General features: G+C 62.2%; 17 protein-coding genes and 1 pseudogene. All 18 read right to left on the bottom strand.

All coding sequences use genetic code 11. The annotated features are described in order from the left end of the window. Nucleotides 1–302 precede the first annotated feature (302 nt). Nucleotides 303–1,592, bottom strand: coding sequence for an STY4528 family pathogenicity island replication protein (locus DK254_RS33135; protein ID WP_109937211.1), 1,290 nt, complete (start codon nt 1,590–1,592; stop codon nt 303–305). Further along, a complete protein-coding gene (locus tag DK254_RS33130) occupies nt 1,589–2,260 on the bottom strand; it encodes a DUF2857 domain-containing protein (RefSeq protein ID WP_109937210.1) in 672 nt (223 codons plus the stop codon). Before DK254_RS33130 ends, DK254_RS33135 begins: the two co-directional genes overlap by 4 nt. 28 nt (nt 2,261–2,288) lie before the next feature. Then, nucleotides 2,289–4,034: a ParB family protein gene (locus tag DK254_RS33125; protein WP_109937209.1), complete on the bottom strand. Its 1,746-nt coding sequence runs from the start codon at nt 4,032–4,034 to the stop codon at nt 2,289–2,291. 2 nt (nt 4,035–4,036) lie between these two features. Beyond that, complete coding sequence (locus DK254_RS33120; protein WP_109937208.1) at nt 4,037–4,288, bottom strand: Arc family DNA-binding protein; 252 nt, start codon at nt 4,286–4,288, stop codon at nt 4,037–4,039. A 32-nt stretch (nt 4,289–4,320) separates the two neighbouring features. Continuing rightward, nucleotides 4,321–4,521: pseudogene (locus DK254_RS33115) on the bottom strand (nucleoid-associated protein); the annotation flags it as partial. Beyond that, the gene (locus tag DK254_RS33110; protein WP_109937207.1) at nt 4,512–4,751 is read right to left on the bottom strand and encodes a hypothetical protein; all 240 of its coding nucleotides are present in this window, start codon (nt 4,749–4,751) and stop codon (nt 4,512–4,514) included. The gene DK254_RS33110 and the pseudogene DK254_RS33115, both read right to left, overlap by 10 nt. Next, nucleotides 4,744–5,241, bottom strand: coding sequence for a hypothetical protein (locus DK254_RS33105; RefSeq protein WP_109937206.1), 498 nt, complete (start codon nt 5,239–5,241; stop codon nt 4,744–4,746). The genes DK254_RS33110 and DK254_RS33105 overlap by 8 nt, the downstream gene beginning before the upstream one ends. Beyond that, on the bottom strand, nt 5,234–5,506 hold the full coding sequence (locus DK254_RS33100; RefSeq protein WP_109937205.1) for a hypothetical protein: 273 nt from the start codon (nt 5,504–5,506) through the stop codon (nt 5,234–5,236). The genes DK254_RS33105 and DK254_RS33100 overlap by 8 nt, the downstream gene beginning before the upstream one ends. Then, on the bottom strand, nt 5,503–6,018 hold the full coding sequence (locus tag DK254_RS33095) for a hypothetical protein (protein WP_109937204.1): 516 nt from the start codon (nt 6,016–6,018) through the stop codon (nt 5,503–5,505). The genes DK254_RS33100 and DK254_RS33095 overlap by 4 nt, the downstream gene beginning before the upstream one ends. Beyond that, on the bottom strand, nt 6,008–6,196 hold the full coding sequence (locus DK254_RS33090; RefSeq protein ID WP_109937203.1) for a hypothetical protein: 189 nt from the start codon (nt 6,194–6,196) through the stop codon (nt 6,008–6,010). The genes DK254_RS33095 and DK254_RS33090 overlap by 11 nt, the downstream gene beginning before the upstream one ends. After that, nucleotides 6,193–7,539 (bottom strand): replicative DNA helicase, encoded by a 1,347-nt coding sequence (dnaB, locus tag DK254_RS33085; RefSeq protein ID WP_109937202.1) that lies wholly within the window; start codon nt 7,537–7,539, stop codon nt 6,193–6,195. Before dnaB ends, DK254_RS33090 begins: the two co-directional genes overlap by 4 nt. Further along, a complete protein-coding gene (locus DK254_RS33080) occupies nt 7,536–8,234 on the bottom strand; it encodes a DUF2786 domain-containing protein (protein WP_109937201.1) in 699 nt (232 codons plus the stop codon). The genes dnaB and DK254_RS33080 overlap by 4 nt, the downstream gene beginning before the upstream one ends. Next, entirely contained in the window at nt 8,234–9,382 is a 1,149-nt protein-coding gene (locus DK254_RS33075) for a hypothetical protein (RefSeq protein ID WP_109937200.1), read from the bottom strand. Before DK254_RS33075 ends, DK254_RS33080 begins: the two co-directional genes overlap by 1 nt. After that, nucleotides 9,379–10,167: a hypothetical protein gene (locus DK254_RS33070; protein ID WP_109937199.1), complete on the bottom strand. Its 789-nt coding sequence runs from the start codon at nt 10,165–10,167 to the stop codon at nt 9,379–9,381. The genes DK254_RS33075 and DK254_RS33070 overlap by 4 nt, the downstream gene beginning before the upstream one ends. Before the next feature lies 1 nt (nt 10,168). After that, entirely contained in the window at nt 10,169–11,029 is an 861-nt protein-coding gene (locus tag DK254_RS33065; protein WP_109937198.1) for a ParA family protein, read from the bottom strand. Between the two features lie 201 nt (nt 11,030–11,230). Continuing rightward, entirely contained in the window at nt 11,231–12,127 is an 897-nt protein-coding gene (locus tag DK254_RS33060) for a TauD/TfdA family dioxygenase (protein WP_109937197.1), read from the bottom strand. A gap of 191 nt (nt 12,128–12,318) precedes the next feature. Next, nucleotides 12,319–13,221: a TauD/TfdA family dioxygenase gene (locus DK254_RS33055; RefSeq protein WP_109937196.1), complete on the bottom strand. Its 903-nt coding sequence runs from the start codon at nt 13,219–13,221 to the stop codon at nt 12,319–12,321. A gap of 70 nt (nt 13,222–13,291) precedes the next feature. Continuing rightward, nucleotides 13,292–15,608, bottom strand: a 2,317-nt coding sequence (locus DK254_RS33050) for a TonB-dependent receptor (protein WP_109937383.1), incomplete at its 5' end; no start/stop codon positions are given.

Here is a 15,608-nt window from a genome sequence, read left to right as displayed (position 1 = left end):
GGTTCTGGTCGAGTGGTTCGGGCCGCACCACCCAGTTCGCCGTCGGCACCGAGGACCTGGTCCTGGTCGAGTGATTCCAGTGGAATCACTCAGCTCGCCGTCGGCGCCGAGGACCAGGTCCTAGTCGAGTGATGTGGGCCCCATCACCCAGCATGCCGTCGGCACCAACGTCCCGTTCCCGGTCGGGTGATTCTGGCCGAACAACCCAGCTCGCCTTCGGCGCCGACGTTTCGTACCTGGCTGGGTGTTTTGGGCCACAACACCCAGCTCTCCCTTGCGCCCTAGCTTGGCGCCATGGCTGATCAATCCGTCGGTGATCCCCCCTGCCGTGGTTTCAACTGTTGCCAGATCGAGTCCATCGCTGCTTTGGCAGTCTGCATCCCAGCCTTGGTTGGCGGGGACTGAGGGCGGGTAGCCGGTGCTGTAGGGGCGGCCGGTTGTGCCTGGGCTGCCTTGGGTTGCAGTTGGGTACTGGGCTGCCAGTCGGCGTTGAAATCGCCTCGAATAGCCCGGGTTGCAAGATTTGACAGGTACGCTAAGGGCTTGCTGACGCCTCCTTCGTTGCAGCGGTGCGCCCATTGGCCCATAACGGATTCCCTCAGGTCATCCGGGACCGTTTGCATGATCGCGCGGGCCTTCGTGCGGTCCTCAGCGCTGAGCGTCTCCAAGGCGATCAGCCAGCTCGCTGCAGGGTTTCCTGCGCGAAGTACAGAGCTTTTACAAACATCTTTGTGTGTATCTGTATACGTACTATATGAGTTCGGATTCCGAACTGAGGGTGTACTCGGTGAATTTCCACTGAGTTCGGATTCCGAACTCAGGGGTAGAGCGCCTTGTTTCGCAGGGTTCGCACTGAGTTCGGATTCCGAACTCAGCGACGACTCGCTGATTTCGTTCTGAGTTCGGATTCCGAACTCAGGGGCTGGAAGGGCGTGCAGCTTGCTCTTGACTGCCCACGCCTGACCATTCAGACGTTCAGCAATCGTGTCGACGTGCGTCGGGAGGCGGCGTCCAACGTCCGGGTCACTGGTGAACTCGCGCCAGGAGATCTCCGCCACTTCCTTGATGGACTTGTTCTGGTGCTCCATAGACTGGAGCAGCAACTGCATGTAGTCCTTGTCGAACTCGATGGCTTCAGCTGGGGTTACAGGCTCGTCATGTAGGAGGTACACGTTGCCCTGCACCTGGCCGCTTACCTCATTGCGCACTCTGCGTCCTAGGCTCAGCCAGCGTGTGAGCCGGAGCACGGTCAATGCTTTCGATACTGTTTCCCTGGAAGCGTGTTTCCCGGGGTTCATCCCCAGATAGGGGCGGAGCTGGTCGTAAGTCGGGAATGCGGTAACGCCGTCTTCATTGACGAGCAAGCGGAAGACCTGCCAGCAGTTTCTTTCGAGTGGCGTCAGGCGGTTGTCGAGCAGCAATTTTCGTGGAACCGTCTCATGGGGGTTCCCGCTAAAGATGATCCCTGCGTACTGCGAAGGGGAGGCGGACTGGGTAGCGGTCTCCTGTGCTCTCTTCTTTTGCAAATGGGCCTCGAGGTGTCCCGAGGCCGAATCGAGGAGCGTTGAAATGGGGAACCGGGCGAGCTTCATCGTGCGTCGTCGCCTTCCTCGGAGGTGACTGTGACCTCCGGTTGTTGTTCATGGAGTAGCAGCATTTGAGCGCTGTGGCGCCATGGGTTTTCCTTGTTGGGCGGGTAGACTCCTTGGCTGATCCAGTTCTTGATGCGGTGCCAGATCTGAGCCAGTGTTAACCCATCAGTGATCAGCTCTTCAGCGACCAGCATGGCAACGTCGAGCATGGCCAAGCTGTCATTCAGGTCGACCTGGTTCTCTTCCATCAGATGGACCCATCTGTGCCAGACCAGGTGGTCTTGGTCCTCTGAAAGCTCAGGCCAGCGACCTCTAGGCGTCTTCACCCCGATGACCGCACGCTGCAGAGCAATTTCTTGAGGCGACAGTCCGAAGAACTTGTTGAGCAGATTCGTGGTTGCTCCCAGGCGAATTGCGCGCTCGATCAGCCGCATTTCTTCTTCAGAACGCGCAGCGCCGGAGATCAGCTTCATGACGATAGCCTCGTCGATGCTGACCTTGGCCCAGGTGACTGGGGTATTGAGCAGCAGGCTCATGATGGTAGGGTGCTGGATTTGGCCCAGTACCTCGGGGGCAAGCCCCATCTCGATACAGCGATTCAGCTGACCGTTGCGCATCAGGTTCAGTATCTGCGACAGCACAGCTTCGTTTATTGGCGACTTGGACATTGCGATTCCCTCCCGTAATCGTCCGCGATTAGCTGTCGAGGGCTGGTGTGTGCTGAGCGTGCTCTTGGATCTCCAGGTCGATGAGGCGACGGGCGAGGCGCACGATCCGGAACAACTTGACCAGTGCGCCGTCGCTCAGTCGACCTCGGTCGTCCGGGACCTGGTCCTTTGCCATCGGCTGCCCGAGGAGCAGTTGGCCGAGACCCGCAGCGAACTCGAATTCCATCAGGCCATCACGTGCTTCAGGCTGATCCTCCAGTAGTTTCAGAGCGATTGCCGTTGCACCGCTGAGTGACTGGAGGAGCGTCACTGTGTGATGGGCAGTCGCGGTGATTTCAATTTCTTCCTGGGGCTGCCGGTAGGAGAACCCGATGCCGCCATCTACCTCGAAGATGTCACCGGGGGCGCCAACAGCCTGAAGGATCTCAACGGCCATCTGGGCGATGTGCTTACGAAGCTGGTCCGCGGTGTCAATCTCGCGCTCGATATACCAGAGGTCGCTGATGGGGTGCAGTCCACCGGCCTGGACCGGGATGGCGATGAGTGCATTGGCATTGAAGTCAGGCAGTTGCTCGCCATCCAGCGCGGCCATCTTCTGCTTCATTTCCACTACACGAGAGCTGATGTTCGCAGGGGAGGCGACATGACCATCGATTCGAGCCTGCCGGTCTTCGGCAGTCATCTGGTTGATGTCAGGAGTAGTGGTGAGCCGCGTCTCTTGCCGCTGTGCATGGGGCGGAGGGTTGGTCGCCGGGGAGCTCCTGCTGGTTTTCTGCGGCGGTAGGGAGGAGGGCGGAGTGACAGGCGCGCCAGTTTCAGGGGATTGGGGCGTTGGCGGCACGGTGGTAGGAGGAGACGGTAGCTCGACAACCGGAGTGCTACGGCGCAGTTGATCTTGCTGCTGGGTGATTTCCAGCAGAACATCTTCATAGCCTAGGCCGAGCGGGGACTTCATTTGGCCGATCAGCTCATCCTGGAAGCGCTTGAACATAAACTCTTCAGGATCGCCCTCGAACTGAGCAAGTACATCCTGGAAGAGCATCTCGAATTCGATTCCCTCTCCCTTGTAGTGCTTTGCCCAGCAAGCGGCAGACGTTTTACGAAGCGACAGCAGTTTCTCGATCTGAGGTTTACCCAAACCGCTGTAAAGCATTCCAGGAATGGCAGGTAATAAGTACCGAATGGCGTCCAGCATCTTGCTGATGTGAGATTGAGATATGGGGTAGCCATCGGCGGCCAGTCGTCGCGACAGTTCTCTTTGAGAGACTGTTTGGCCAGCTTCAGCTTCGTAGTGGGTCTTGGCTTTATCGATACCGACCGCGCGCTCAATGAACTTGAGGTCGCCTTTCAGGTCGTTCTCGGCCAAGTGGCCGACCAAGGAGAGAATCTCACCCCGGGCTTGATCCCAGGGGCGGAAGAGGCAGTGAAACCGGTAGAAGCGCTCATCACCAGTTTCCTGATACAGCTCTTTCAGGATGGCCAGGCGAGTGTTGCCTCCGTTGCGGATACGGAATTTTTGCTCGCCTGGTCGGCGAGTAACGGGGGGCGGTGTATCAAGGCCGCGGGCTTTGATGGATGTCTTGATTTCCTCGTACTTCGGATTGCGCGTCGTCCGAGGGTTATCTTCGAAGGGTAGAACTTCATCAAGCGTCAGCACCATCGGTGTCTCAACTATAGGATCGCTGAGCTGCGTTGCGGGAGCGGCCTCGGATTTGAAGCCAGGCTTGAGCATGGAATCCCTCATGGCATCCTTGAGCGAAATCGGCGCGGCCATATTCAGTGCCCCCGAGCGTCGTTAGCGGGTTCGGAACCGGCCGGCTGTTGTGCCAGCAGCCGATCGATGACCTGATTAGCCCGCTGGATCTCTGTTTCCAACTCGTCGACGCGATCCAGGCGATGGAGGATCTCGCTGTTCATGGACCGCTCGTTGGATTTGGCCTGGATGGCAATGCGCTCCCTCATTCCACAGGGGAAACGGACCACGAATTTGTCTTCAGGCTCTTTGGAGGTTTGGCGTTTAGCGCTCATGTTGTTTCTCCGGAATTCTGGTAGCAGGCAGATCACCGACGCTTCAACTGGTCATGCAGCTGGGTCGGCAGGCCTCGAATGGTCAGCACGTCGCGCTCCTCGTCGTATTCCACCTTGCTGCCCAGCAGGTGCGCCTCGAAGCTGATCGACAGCCCCTCGGCGCGGCCGGTGAAGCGGCGGAACTGGTTGAGGGTGCGCTTGTCCGCGGGGATTTCCGGGGCCATTAGATGATCTCCTGGCAGGACGATTGGGCCGCTTGAACGTCGGCGCGGCGGATTCGCGCAAGAGCGTTGAGGGCCGAGTGACAGTCGCTGGCGGTGAAAGACGTGAAGATGGGCAGTCGGCCTGGCTTGCTGAATTTGACGTGGCCGCCGGCGGTGCGGCTTGCGCTCCATCCAAGTTGTTCGGCAGTGATAACCAGGCGCTTCAGACCTTCCTGGGCGCCGCGGAGGAAATTACGCATTGGCGGTTTCCTCCTGCTGCTGCAGCCAGGTTTCCATTTCCTGCAGGCCTGCAGGAAGGGTGTCAGTTCGAGCGGCCTCGAGGAGGCGCTCCACCAATCGCTTCAGATGCTTGTCCAGCTGGTGCCGCTGATAGGCAATCTGATCGTGGGAAGAGCGAAGCATGCGGAGTTCTTCCTGCAGCTGCTCGAGGTTCAAGGTGCCGCCGGCACCTGCAGGGCATATCTCTGCCGCGGTAGTGCGGAACTGGTTGAACAGACGTGCCTCCCAGTCCTGGCGGCAAGGCCAGAACCTATGACCGCGCTCTACATTCCAGCCGCTGGTCCACGTGCGACATTTTCCGCAGTCCGGGCACGGCATCTCTCCGCCGCCGTCCAGGTGATAACCGCAGTGCATGCAGATCCAGGTGGGACCAGCACGCAGTTGCAGCTCAAGCCGCAACTCGTTGTTGTGGATTCGGTGCAGGGGACGGAAGGTAGTGATCTCAATCATCGCGCGCCCCCAGTAGGCATGACTGGTTCTCCTGCAGAGCAGAGCCAGACAGCTTCCAGCGACTCTCGATGTATTTCGCCTTGTCACCGGCCTGCTCCGGCAGCTTGGTGATCATCCCTTGGCCTTCGCCGAAGAGGCGATCGGCCAGGCGCTGTGCAGCGACCTCATCGCTCCAGGTGCAGGTCGCGCGCTTGCCCTTCACTGTGTTGGTGAAGAATCCAGCTCCGTCGAACTTCACGATGCATTGAAGGGAGGTGGTGCTCATGGTGCGACCTCCTGATTGAGTGCATCGCCGGCCTGGATGGCCACGATCTCCGGTGAGTCTCCGGGGTAGCGGGTTGCCAGATCGGTGAGAAATTCGCGTGCTGCTTCCCTGGCTCCGGGGATGCGAAACACCACGGTGCAGTGGTGGGCTTCGGCCTGGCCCGAAAGGGCGGGGATCACTCCGACCTTGAGGGAGCAGCTGAACAGATACTTTGGAACCCAGACCGCCCAGAAGTAGTTGGAGAGCAGAGCTCCAGGTGCAGAGAGGCTGAGCTCCAAGGTGCCAGCGTCAGTCTCGCGGATCTCGATGTACTGGAGCTTCTCGAACTCACTGAGCTCGCTATGGAGCGCCGCAGGGGCAACAGTGCTGTGGTCACGACCGAGCCGCGTGATGACTTGGCTGAGGGAATCGAGCTCGATGGCATTCAGGCCAGCGCGATGTGCGTGGGCCAGAGCGGAGGTTTCGAACGGCACGCCGGCGGCGATTGCAGGGAATGCAGTCTCAGCGCGCATGGGATACCTCCTGCAGCTCCTCAATGTCGTAGCTGCCGCATACGGGGCAGGTGAGGAGCTCGATTTCGCCTTCGGGGCAGGTTTCGGCCGGAACATACTGGCGCACGCTCTGCAACGGGTGGTGCGTCCCGCAGTTGCGGCACCAGTGAGTGATGGGGGAGTGTTGACTGGACGTCATGCGAATGCTCCTTGCAGCTCATGCGCACTGAGGTTGGCGAATCGCGTCTGTTGGGGGATGAAGGCGGTACGGACGGTTCCGGTCGGACCGTTACGGTTCTTACCGATGATCAGCTCTGCGATGCCTTTGGCCTCTGTATCAGGGTTGTACACCTCGTCCCGATACACGAAGAGGATCAGGTCCGCGTCCTGCTCGATGGCGCCGCTGTCCCTGAGGTCCGCGCAGATGGGGCGTTTGTTCGGACGGCGTTCGAGATCTCGGTTCAGCTGGGAAAGGGCTATAACCGGGCAGTCCATCTCTTTTGCCAGGGCCTTCAGCGAGCGCGAGATCTCGCTGATCTCGTTGGCTCTGTTCTCCTGGCCTGGGCTACGCATGAGCTGCAGGTAGTCGGCCATGATCAATGACGGCTTGCCGTAGCGGCGAGCAGCTCGGCGCGCCTTGGCACGAAGCTGCATCGGGGTGAGGTTGCCTGTGTCGTCCATGACCAGTCGCGTCCCATACCCATCCAAACGGTTCACGGCGCCGGTCAGCTTCTGCCAGTCTTCCTCCTCGAGCCTGCCCTTCAGCAGCCTGGAGAGGTCGATGTGACCGAGAATGGCCAGCAGCCGGTATACCAGGGCCTGGGCCGGCATCTCCATGCTGTACACCTGGACCGTCTGATCAGGGCGGGACTTCAGCGCAGCGTCGACGATGCTCAAGCAGAACGAGGTTTTGCCCATTGAGGGGCGGGCACCGACGATGACCAGGTCGGCAGGCTGGAGTCCCGAGGTCAGCTCATCGAGATCGTCCAAGCCAGTTGAAACCCCGGTCACCGTGACGTTGCCGTTGAAGTTCTGGTCGATCTGGTCGACGACCTTGATCATTGTGTCGCGGACGTTCACGAACTCTGAGGTCGACCGGCCCTCACCCAGTGCGAACAGCAGCTGCTCGATCGTCTCCTGGACTTCGTTGGCGTCAGCCTGTTGGTCGGTGGCGGATCGCGAGCACTGGTAGCCCAAAGTCACCAGCTGTCGAAGGTGCGACCGGTTGCGAACAATGCCGGCGTAGTGCTGGATATTCGCGACTGAAGGAGTGTTCTTGGCCAGCTCAGCCAGATAGGTCAGACCACCCACCTCTTCATGGTCGGCTAGCGCCTCACCGAGAGTGACGATATCGAAGGGGCAGTTCTTCTCGGCCAGGCCAGTGATCGCTTTGAAGATCAGTCGGTGCTCGCGGCGATAGAAGTCCATTTCCTGCAACTGGTCGCCGATCAGGTCCCACGCCTCGTTGTCCAGCATCAGCCCGCCGAGGACGCCTTGTTCGGCTTCTATCGAGTGAGGAGGGATGAGGTCCAGGTGGTTCATCTGGAACCTCCATGGGCAATAGCAGCCTGGCGATCCCGGCCTACACCGCAATGCAGTTGGGTTTTCTTCCCTGCTTCCCAGCCCGCATACAGCGAGCTGCGGTCATGGCCCTTCGCCGGAGTCGAGACAATGGTGGAGTGTTCGAGGTTCGGGTGGTGGAGGCTCAGGTAGACACTCACCGCTACCTGGGTTTCGCTGTCCATGCCCGTGGCGAACAGGTCGACTTTCTGAGCTACAGCACGTATCCAGCCTTCAGCGAACAGCTGGCCGCGACGCCGCTTAGTCTTCAACTGGCAACGTGTCAGCTGGGCGACATGCTCGCGGCGAGCCTTCTGCAGCTGGTGGAGCAGGCTGCTGTAGGTATACGCAGCGAGGTCTGGCCCTACACCCTTGCCCAGGAACTTGAAGAGATAACCATGGCCGTGGCGGTAGTAGGAGAGGTGACTGCAGTCGAAGGCCTCAGCGCAAACCAGAGCCAGAGAGTGATGCCAGTCCGAGGGAGAGCGTTGAGTCTGGGTTGGCACGCTGGCAACGTCGACCAGGCTCGCGCGGACCTCCTCGGCCTCGAGGTCATATTGGGCTTTGAGGGCGCGCGCCTGACGGAGTGCAGTCTCGATCTCGTTTGGAGTGGCGCCGCTGGAGTGGGCGAAGGCCATCAGCTTGGCTACTTTGTCCAACGCTTTCTGCTTGTCCATCAGGCTTGTCCCTCCTGCTTGAACAGAGAGTTAGCGCCGATGTAAACCTCCTCAGGGGCATCCGGCCACTCCTTGCGTAGGACGTCGAATTCGCCTTCGTTCCACAACCGCAAGAACTCAATGGTCTCTTCGGTTCTACGGTCCAGTGCATAGGCGATAGCAGCTACAGCAGCATCGCTATCACCCGAAGGCAGCTGCTCGGTGACAGGGGGGGATCCGGACTGACCGGTGTGCAGCCAGTAGGCGACATTAACTGCGTGATCCGGCGCGCTGATGCTGTTGTGTCCCTGCAGGACGTCGCAGAGCAGTTCCTCGATGTCGCGGCGAACGTCGTCAGGAACATCCGCTACAGGGGCGGCATAGAGAGGTACGACATAATCACCATGGGGCTTCCAAGTGAATGCGCACCTGCACTCGACGATTCTGCCTAGATCGGATGTCCGGCCCCATGCCACCGGATTCAGTTGCATGAATGTGCTGCGCTGCAGCATGCGGAAGCCTTCGATCACGCCCTCTCGCAATTCCTGCTCGGCGCGTATGGCTGCGCTGAGGTCCTCGCTCAGAACTGCGTTACGGAACGAGGTGATCAGCTCCCCAACACGTTCCATGCCCTGACTATAAGCCTGCTGTTGCAGTGTCTCGCACGAAATCAACTCGGCTTCACGCTGGGCTGCAAGGTGTTCTTCCTGGATGCAACTGGTGGTGAGTACCAACCGGGTGTTCCAGGTGCGACGAGCTTCTGCCGCTTCGACCTCCACTTCGGTCGCAAGACCGCACCAGGTACATTCCACGCGGTGGCCACATTCGCTATCAGTTTGCTCAGCTAAACATCCGCAACACGGGCAGTTGAGCAGTGGGCCGAACTGGAGGGAATGCTCGGCGCGGGCGTGATCCATGGTCTTGAGGACCGCGCCGAGGGCGCCCTGGGTGCCAGCCAGCGCCGGCGAGTGCACTTCTTTGGTGGAAAGAGAAAGCTCCAGGGCCCCCTTCTCGGAGACCTGGAAGTTGCTGCTGTGAAGTGCGAAGCCGACTCCATTGATGGAGGCGTACAGGGGGAGATCGGCTGCAGTCGCATCCTGGCGTTGGATAGTCGCCAGGCGTCCATGCAACATGGACAGCGTGACTGGCTTCTTGGCATCACCGTTCATGCCTGACCCTCCTGCGACTTCGACGAGGAAGCCGGCGGAGTTAAGCTATCGAGCGCTTTGCGCCACAGCTCGATTACTTCCTTCTCTTGGTTGGTCAAAGCAGCTTGGCTGACCTGGTCAGCCACCCGCTTTTTCATCGCGGCCAGGCGCTCTTCGACTTCGGAACCGTCGTCGTAGCTAATCTCATCCTGAATAGCGTCGAGCAGATCGGACCGCAGGTAGGTGATTTTGTGGAAAAGGTCGGAATAGTCCCGTTCACGCTTGGTGCCGAAGCGCACCCCAGGTGTGCCCAGTTCTGGGCGCTGCTTTAGGCAGAACTCAGTGGGGCTGTAGAAGGCTTGGTAAACGCGAGCGCGGTTGTAGATCAGCGCGGTCTTTACGATTTCCAGCAGGTCCTCATGATCATTAGGAACTGCTGGCAGGGGAAATTCAGCAGTAACAAGCTGCTTGGCGCGCTTCTCGCGAGCCTCCCGGCGTCGTTGCGCTTCCTTCTCGGAGCGTTGGCGCTTTTCTTTGGCATGAACGACATTGTTACCGACCGAGTCGATCAGGTTCGCGGCATCGAGCAGGAGCTGTCGTTGGTCTTCGGTCAAATGATCACCGAGCCTTCCCAGTACGCCGGATCTCGTAGAGCCATGCCCGATCTTGCGAAGCTCACCAGACACAGAGGTCAGCTTTGTCTGGACGCTGCGGAGGTCCTTGGCGGTGTACAACCCGCCCAGATTCAGCACCACTTCGGCGGTGATCCCGCTCGCATGGGTGATATCGACAGATTTCTTCGCCATCTCAGCGGCCTCCCTTGACGATCCGGGCGACCTTCTCCTCGGTCATCGCCTCGAAGCGGTCGCGCCACTCGGGAAAAACCTCGATGGCGAGGCTGCGGATGATGCTCAGTGCGGACGGCGCCTGGCGATTGGCAGGCTGGCTGTATTGCAGACGGTGGGCAGGAATGCCCTGCGAGGCGGCCATTCTGAAAACGACCGCCTGGGGGACGATGGTATCCAGCACGGAGACGTCTGCATTGCCATCGAATACTTCGCGGACCGTCTCGTGGATCTGGCGGGCGTCTGCCGTATGGTCGAGCCCATTGATGATGATGTTTATGTGGGGGATGTTCAGCCCCAGGCGGCTGTAAGTATGTAGGCCCGCCATCATGTGCATAGTGCCGCGGTTGAATTCTCGGGCAGCCAGCATGTTCGGGGGCAGGGGTGAGAGGGCGACGTCAGAGGCCAGCACTACCATCTCCAGCATGACCGAGCGTGCGCCCTGAGTGTCGAACAGCACCAGATCGTACAGGTCAGCAAAAGCTGGCATCAGATTGGCGAGTCGCAACCGCCCGTCGGGAGCCTGGAGTAGGAGGTTGTTCAGCTGGTTGTTGATGTCGTTGGAGACAACCACATCCAGGCCGGGGATGTTGGTCCGGGAGATGATCCGTTCCGGATCGGTGACATTGAAGGCTAGGAGGTCGTAAAGACCGCCAGGAGCTTCGTGACTCAGGGGGTAGTAGGAAGAGCCGGAAGGTTGGACCGGATCGAGGTCAATCAGGAGGGTACGCAGGCCAGCATCAGCGATAAAAGCGCCCAGGTTGGTCGAACTGGTCGTTTTGCCGGTGCCGCCTTTGGTGGAAACAATCCCTGCTTTTTTCATTGCTAGTGCCTCTAATGTGGGTTGCATTAGAGGCTGCGTGCCTAGAGCCCTGGGCATGGTGGGGCCGGAGAACCCCTTCCTAGACGCGCCTAGTCCAATTGTCTTTTAACCAATTGGTCGTAGGTTCGAATCCTACACGACCCACCACTTCGCAAAGCCCCTGGCCATAGGCCAGGGGCTTTTTCTTTGCCCGCGAAAAACTCAGAACGGCCGGCTGCCGCCCAGGCTGATGCGCTTGAGGCGCCGCCGCTCGCTGGCCGGGAAGGCGTTGCGGCCGTGCAGGGTGGCCTGGTTGTCCCACCAGACGATGTCGCCCACTTTCCATTTGTGCGTGTAGCTCAGCTCCGGGCGCTGCAGGTGGGCGCGCAGCCGCTCGATCAGCGCCTTGCCCTGCTGCGACTCGTGACCGGGGATTTCCACCTCGGTGTGCACGCTGAGGTAGAGCACGCGCTTGCCACTTTCCGGGTGGGTGCGCACCAGCGGGTGCTCGGTGCCCTGGATCGGCTCGATGTCCGGGGTGCGGTAGGTGACGAAGCCGCCGGCGTAGCCGTTCTTCAGGCGCACGAAGGGGTTGTAGTTGATCAGCCGCAGGCCGTCGATCTCCTGGCGGGTGGCCTCGTCCAGGCTTTCATAGGCCAGCGCCAGGTTGGTGAAGTGCGTCTCGCCACCGCTGTTCGGCACTTCCAGGGCGTATAGGAAGGAGCCGGAGGAGGGCAGCGGCGTCCACTGGTGGTCGACGTGGGCGGGCAGGGCGAAGTTACCCAGCTCGCCATCGCCGGTGTTGGCCACCTTGACGATGTCCGGGGCCTTGCCGTCGGCGCCGGAGGACAGCACCGGCACGTCCGCCGGCGGCTGGAACACCGCGCCGAACAGGGTGGCGAAGCGCAGGTACTGCTCGTCGTCCAGCTGCTGGTCGCGGAAGATCAGGATGTGGTGCTCGCGGTGGGCCTGCCTGATCGCCAGGATTTGCTCCGGCGTCAGTGGCTGGCGCGCGTCCAGGCCGCGGACCTCGGCGCCCAGCGGGGCGTCGAGGGGGATGATGGCGAAGGGTTCGATCGGGGTTTCTTGCGGTGCCTTGAGGGCGGCGGATTGGCTCATGGTCTGGTTCTCCGTGTCAGGCTTGGGTCACCCTCTCCCCGGCCCTCTCCCTGAAGGGAGAGGGGGTATCCGTGCGAAGCGCGTCTTCTGTGCTGTCCTGCTACCGCGTCTGCAGGATCCAACCATGGTTTCGCTTCACGCCGATCCAGTCCCCTCTCCCTTCAGGGAGAGGTTAGGGAGAGGGTGTGCTTTCAGATTTTCTTGACGGTCCGGCTACGCTGCCCGTCCACCCCCACCGGCACCTCGCCGGCCAGGGTCACGCGGCGCACGATGCGCGGCTGGGTGCCATAGTCGTCCACCGCGTAGTGCTGGGTGGCGCGGTTGTCCCAGATGGCCACGTCGCCGGCCTGCCAGCGCCAGCGCACGGTGTTCTCCAGGCGGGTGACGTGGCTCTGCAGCACCGCGAAGAGGTGCTGGGAGTCGTGCTGCGACAGGCCCTTCAGGCGCTTCACGAAGTGCCCCAGCAGCAGGTTGCGTTCGCCGCTGATGGGGTGCACGCGCACCACCGGGTGCTCGGTCTCGTAGACGGTGGAGGTGAACACCTTGCGGTAGTGCTCCAGGCGCGCCGGGTCGGCGTTGGGCTTGGCCGCGGCGTAGTCGTATTCGTTGCTGTGCACGGCCCAGAGCTTGTCGGCCAGCGCCTTGAGCTCGTCGGTGAGGTCGTCGTAGGCGCTGGCGGTGTTGGCCCATACGGTGTCGCCGCCGGCTTCCGGGGCCACCACGTTGCGCAGGATGGAGGCCTTGGGGTAGGCCTCGACGAAGGTCACGTCGGTGTGCCAGGAGTTGGCCCGGCGGCCTTCGGCGCCATCCAGTTCGAGCAGGTACTCGGTGCCGTCGCGCACCGGCACCGTCGGGTGCGCCACCGGCTCGCCGAGCAGCTTGGCGAAGGCCTCCTGGCCCTGGTCGTCGAGCTGGCCCTGGCCGCGGAAGAAGATCACCTTGTGCTCGACCAGGGCGGCCTGGATGGCCTCGACCGTGGCGGCGTCCAGGCTGCCGGACAGAGTCACCCCGCGGATCTCGGCGCCGATGCGCCCGGCCACCGGGTGGATGTCGAGTCGTACGGCGGGTTGTACGGCGTGTGCTGCGTTGCTCATCTGGTTTTCCTCATTGCTGTAGGTGGTACTGCAAGGGGCCGCGCGGGACTGCGCCGCGCGGCGAGTGGGATCAGAAGTCGTAGCGGACCGAGGCGCCCAGGGTGCGCGGCTGGCCCACCGAGGCGGTGTAGGAGCCGTTGATGCTGGCGAAGGCGGCCAGGTAGTAGTCCTTGTCGAAGGCGTTCTTCAGCCAGACCGAGGCGTCCAGCTGGCCGTCGCCGAGGTCGTGGCGCACGCCGACGGAGAAGTTCGCCAGGCCGTAGCCGGGGATCTTCGAGAGGTCGGAGTCGTCCAGGGTGCCTTCGGCCTCGGAGCGGTACGAGTAGCTGGCGTTGACGTAGGGTTCGAAGCGGTTGGCCAGCTGCCACTTGTATTCGCCGTTGAGGTTGGCGATCCATTTCGAGGCGCCGACCACGCGCTTGCCGGTGAGGTCGCAGCTGGCCGGGGCTCCGGGCTGGGTGCTGATCTCCGCCGGGCACGGGGCGTCCTTGAACGACAGGTAGGTGACGTCGTTGTAGGAGCCGTTGAAGTTCAGCGTCAGGCCGCGGATCGGCAAGGCGGTGGCCTCCAGCTCCAGGCCGCGGGAGCGCACGCTGCCGGCGTTGGAGAGCACCTGCACCAGTTGGGAGGAGCCGGCCGGCTGGTACAGGGTGGTGGCCTGGTAGCCGTGGATGCCGGTCCAGAAGAGGTTGGCGTTGAGCTGCAGGCGGCGCTCGAACAGCGTCGATTTCAGGCCCAGCTCGGCGTCGTTGGCCCGCTCCGGGCCGACCAGCAGGGAGTCGGCGCCGGCGCTCGGCGCACTGGCCACCGCCAGGTTCACCCCGCCGGACTTCTCGCCATGGGACAGCGAGGCGTAGCCCAGCAGGTCGTCGCTGAACTGGTAGCTCAGGCTGAGCAGCGCCGAGGGGGCGAAGCTGTACACGCTGAGGTCGCCGGAGTCGTAGGCGCCCAGCTGGCCGTTGCGCACCACCGCGCCGGCGCCGGTCACGGGGGCGCCGCCCACCGGGGCGTAGCGCTTCACCTTGGCGTCCTTCTCCTCGTAGGTGCCGCGCAGGCCGGCGGTGAAGTCGAGCTTGTCGGTGAGGTGCCAGGTGCCCTGGGAGAAGAGCGCGAAGCTGTCGGTCTCGATCTTGCCGTTGGCCTTGCTGGAAGCGTTGTTCAGCGCGTTGAGGTTGGTGCCCAGCAGGTAGCTGTCGGCCAGCGGGCCGTAGTCGGTGAAGGTCTTGTTGCCCAGGTTCTGGTTGAACGCGTAGGCGCCGACCACGTAGTCGAAGGCGCCGCCGGTGGGCGAGGCCAGGCGGATCTCCTGGGAGAACTGGCGGTCGCGCACCGCCACCCCGGTGTTGCGGATCGCCGAGACGTTCAGCTGCTCGTCGTTGGCCGGGGTGAAGTTCCAGAAGCGGTAGGCGCTGATGGAGGTCAGGGTGAAGTCGTTGGCCAGCTTCCAGTTGGCCTCCACCGAGCTGCCGCCCTGGTGCACGCTGACGTGCTGGCGGCTGTCGATGTTGACCTTGTGCCGGTCCGGGTCGGCGATCGGCGAGGCGCCGACCAGCGCGGCGCGCTGCCAGAAGCGCGGTGCGGCGCCGTAGACGACCATGCTGCCGTTGCTGGAGTCCTCCTCGTTGTACTCGCTGATCCAGCGCAGGCTGAAGTCCTCGCTGGGCTTGTACAGCAGTTGCCCGCGGATGCCCTGGCGTTCGCCGCCGTTGAGCTTGTTGTCGTCGTGGATGTTGGTGATGTAGCCGTCGCTGCGGGTGCGGTACACCGACAGGCGACCGGCCAGGGTGTCGGTGAGCGGCCCGGAGACGGTGCCGCGGCCCTGGAAGTAGCCTTCCTGGCCGCCGGAGACCTCCACCGTGCGCTCGGGGGTGAAGGTCGGCGCGCGGGTGCTGATGTTGAGCACGCCGGCGGTGGTGTTCTTGCCGAACAGGGTGCCCTGGGGGCCGCGCAGCAGGTCGAGCTGCTCGATGTCCAGCAGGTCGAACACCGCCATGCCCGGGCGGCCCAGGTAGACGTTGTCCAGGTAGACCCCGGCGGAGCCTTCCAGGCCGTCGCTGGCCGGGTTGTTGCCGATGCCGCGCACGGCGATGCTCGACTGGCGGGCGTGGATGTAGGCGACGTTCACGCTGGGCAGCACCTGCTGCAGGTCCTGCACCTTGGTGATGCGCTGGTTCTCCAGGGTGGCGCCGTCGAGCACGGTGATGGGCGTGGGCACCTTCTGCGAGTCTTCCTCGCGGCGCCGGGCGGTGACCGTGACCTTGCCCAGGGCGGTGGCCTGGGTGTTGCCCTTGTCGGTGGCGGCCTCTGGCGTGGCGCCGGTGGCGTCGTCCTGCTCGGCGGCCTGCAGCGGCAGCGCGCCGCCCAGTGCGAGCAGCAGGACCAGGGCG

The sequence above is a fragment of the Pseudomonas sp. RW407 genome, assembly GCF_003176655.1.
Classification (GTDB): domain Bacteria; phylum Pseudomonadota; class Gammaproteobacteria; order Pseudomonadales; family Pseudomonadaceae; genus Pseudomonas; species Pseudomonas delhiensis.
This window is presented reverse-complemented; position numbering and strand designations above follow the sequence as displayed.

Excerpts from the sequence above, each read along its gene's own strand:
- DK254_RS33135 (WP_109937211.1), bottom strand. The coding sequence starts at position 1,592 with ATGAAGCTCGCCCGGTTCCCCATTTCAACGCTCCTCGATTCGGCCTCG.
- DK254_RS33130 (WP_109937210.1), bottom strand. The coding sequence starts at position 2,260 with ATGTCCAAGTCGCCAATAAACGAAGCTGTGCTGTCGCAGATACTGAAC.
- DK254_RS33125 (WP_109937209.1), bottom strand. The coding sequence starts at position 4,034 with ATGGCCGCGCCGATTTCGCTCAAGGATGCCATGAGGGATTCCATGCTC.
- DK254_RS33120 (WP_109937208.1), bottom strand. The coding sequence starts at position 4,288 with ATGAGCGCTAAACGCCAAACCTCCAAAGAGCCTGAAGACAAATTCGTG.
- DK254_RS33110 (WP_109937207.1), bottom strand. The coding sequence starts at position 4,751 with ATGCGTAATTTCCTCCGCGGCGCCCAGGAAGGTCTGAAGCGCCTGGTT.
- DK254_RS33105 (WP_109937206.1), bottom strand. The coding sequence starts at position 5,241 with ATGATTGAGATCACTACCTTCCGTCCCCTGCACCGAATCCACAACAAC.
- DK254_RS33100 (WP_109937205.1), bottom strand. The coding sequence starts at position 5,506 with ATGAGCACCACCTCCCTTCAATGCATCGTGAAGTTCGACGGAGCTGGA.
- DK254_RS33095 (WP_109937204.1), bottom strand. The coding sequence starts at position 6,018 with ATGCGCGCTGAGACTGCATTCCCTGCAATCGCCGCCGGCGTGCCGTTC.
- DK254_RS33090 (WP_109937203.1), bottom strand. The coding sequence starts at position 6,196 with ATGACGTCCAGTCAACACTCCCCCATCACTCACTGGTGCCGCAACTGC.
- dnaB (WP_109937202.1), bottom strand. The coding sequence starts at position 7,539 with ATGAACCACCTGGACCTCATCCCTCCTCACTCGATAGAAGCCGAACAA.
- DK254_RS33080 (WP_109937201.1), bottom strand. The coding sequence starts at position 8,234 with ATGGACAAGCAGAAAGCGTTGGACAAAGTAGCCAAGCTGATGGCCTTC.
- DK254_RS33075 (WP_109937200.1), bottom strand. The coding sequence starts at position 9,382 with ATGAACGGTGATGCCAAGAAGCCAGTCACGCTGTCCATGTTGCATGGA.
- DK254_RS33070 (WP_109937199.1), bottom strand. The coding sequence starts at position 10,167 with ATGGCGAAGAAATCTGTCGATATCACCCATGCGAGCGGGATCACCGCC.
- DK254_RS33065 (WP_109937198.1), bottom strand. The coding sequence starts at position 11,029 with ATGAAAAAAGCAGGGATTGTTTCCACCAAAGGCGGCACCGGCAAAACG.
- DK254_RS33060 (WP_109937197.1), bottom strand. The coding sequence starts at position 12,127 with ATGAGCCAATCCGCCGCCCTCAAGGCACCGCAAGAAACCCCGATCGAA.
- DK254_RS33055 (WP_109937196.1), bottom strand. The coding sequence starts at position 13,221 with ATGAGCAACGCAGCACACGCCGTACAACCCGCCGTACGACTCGACATC.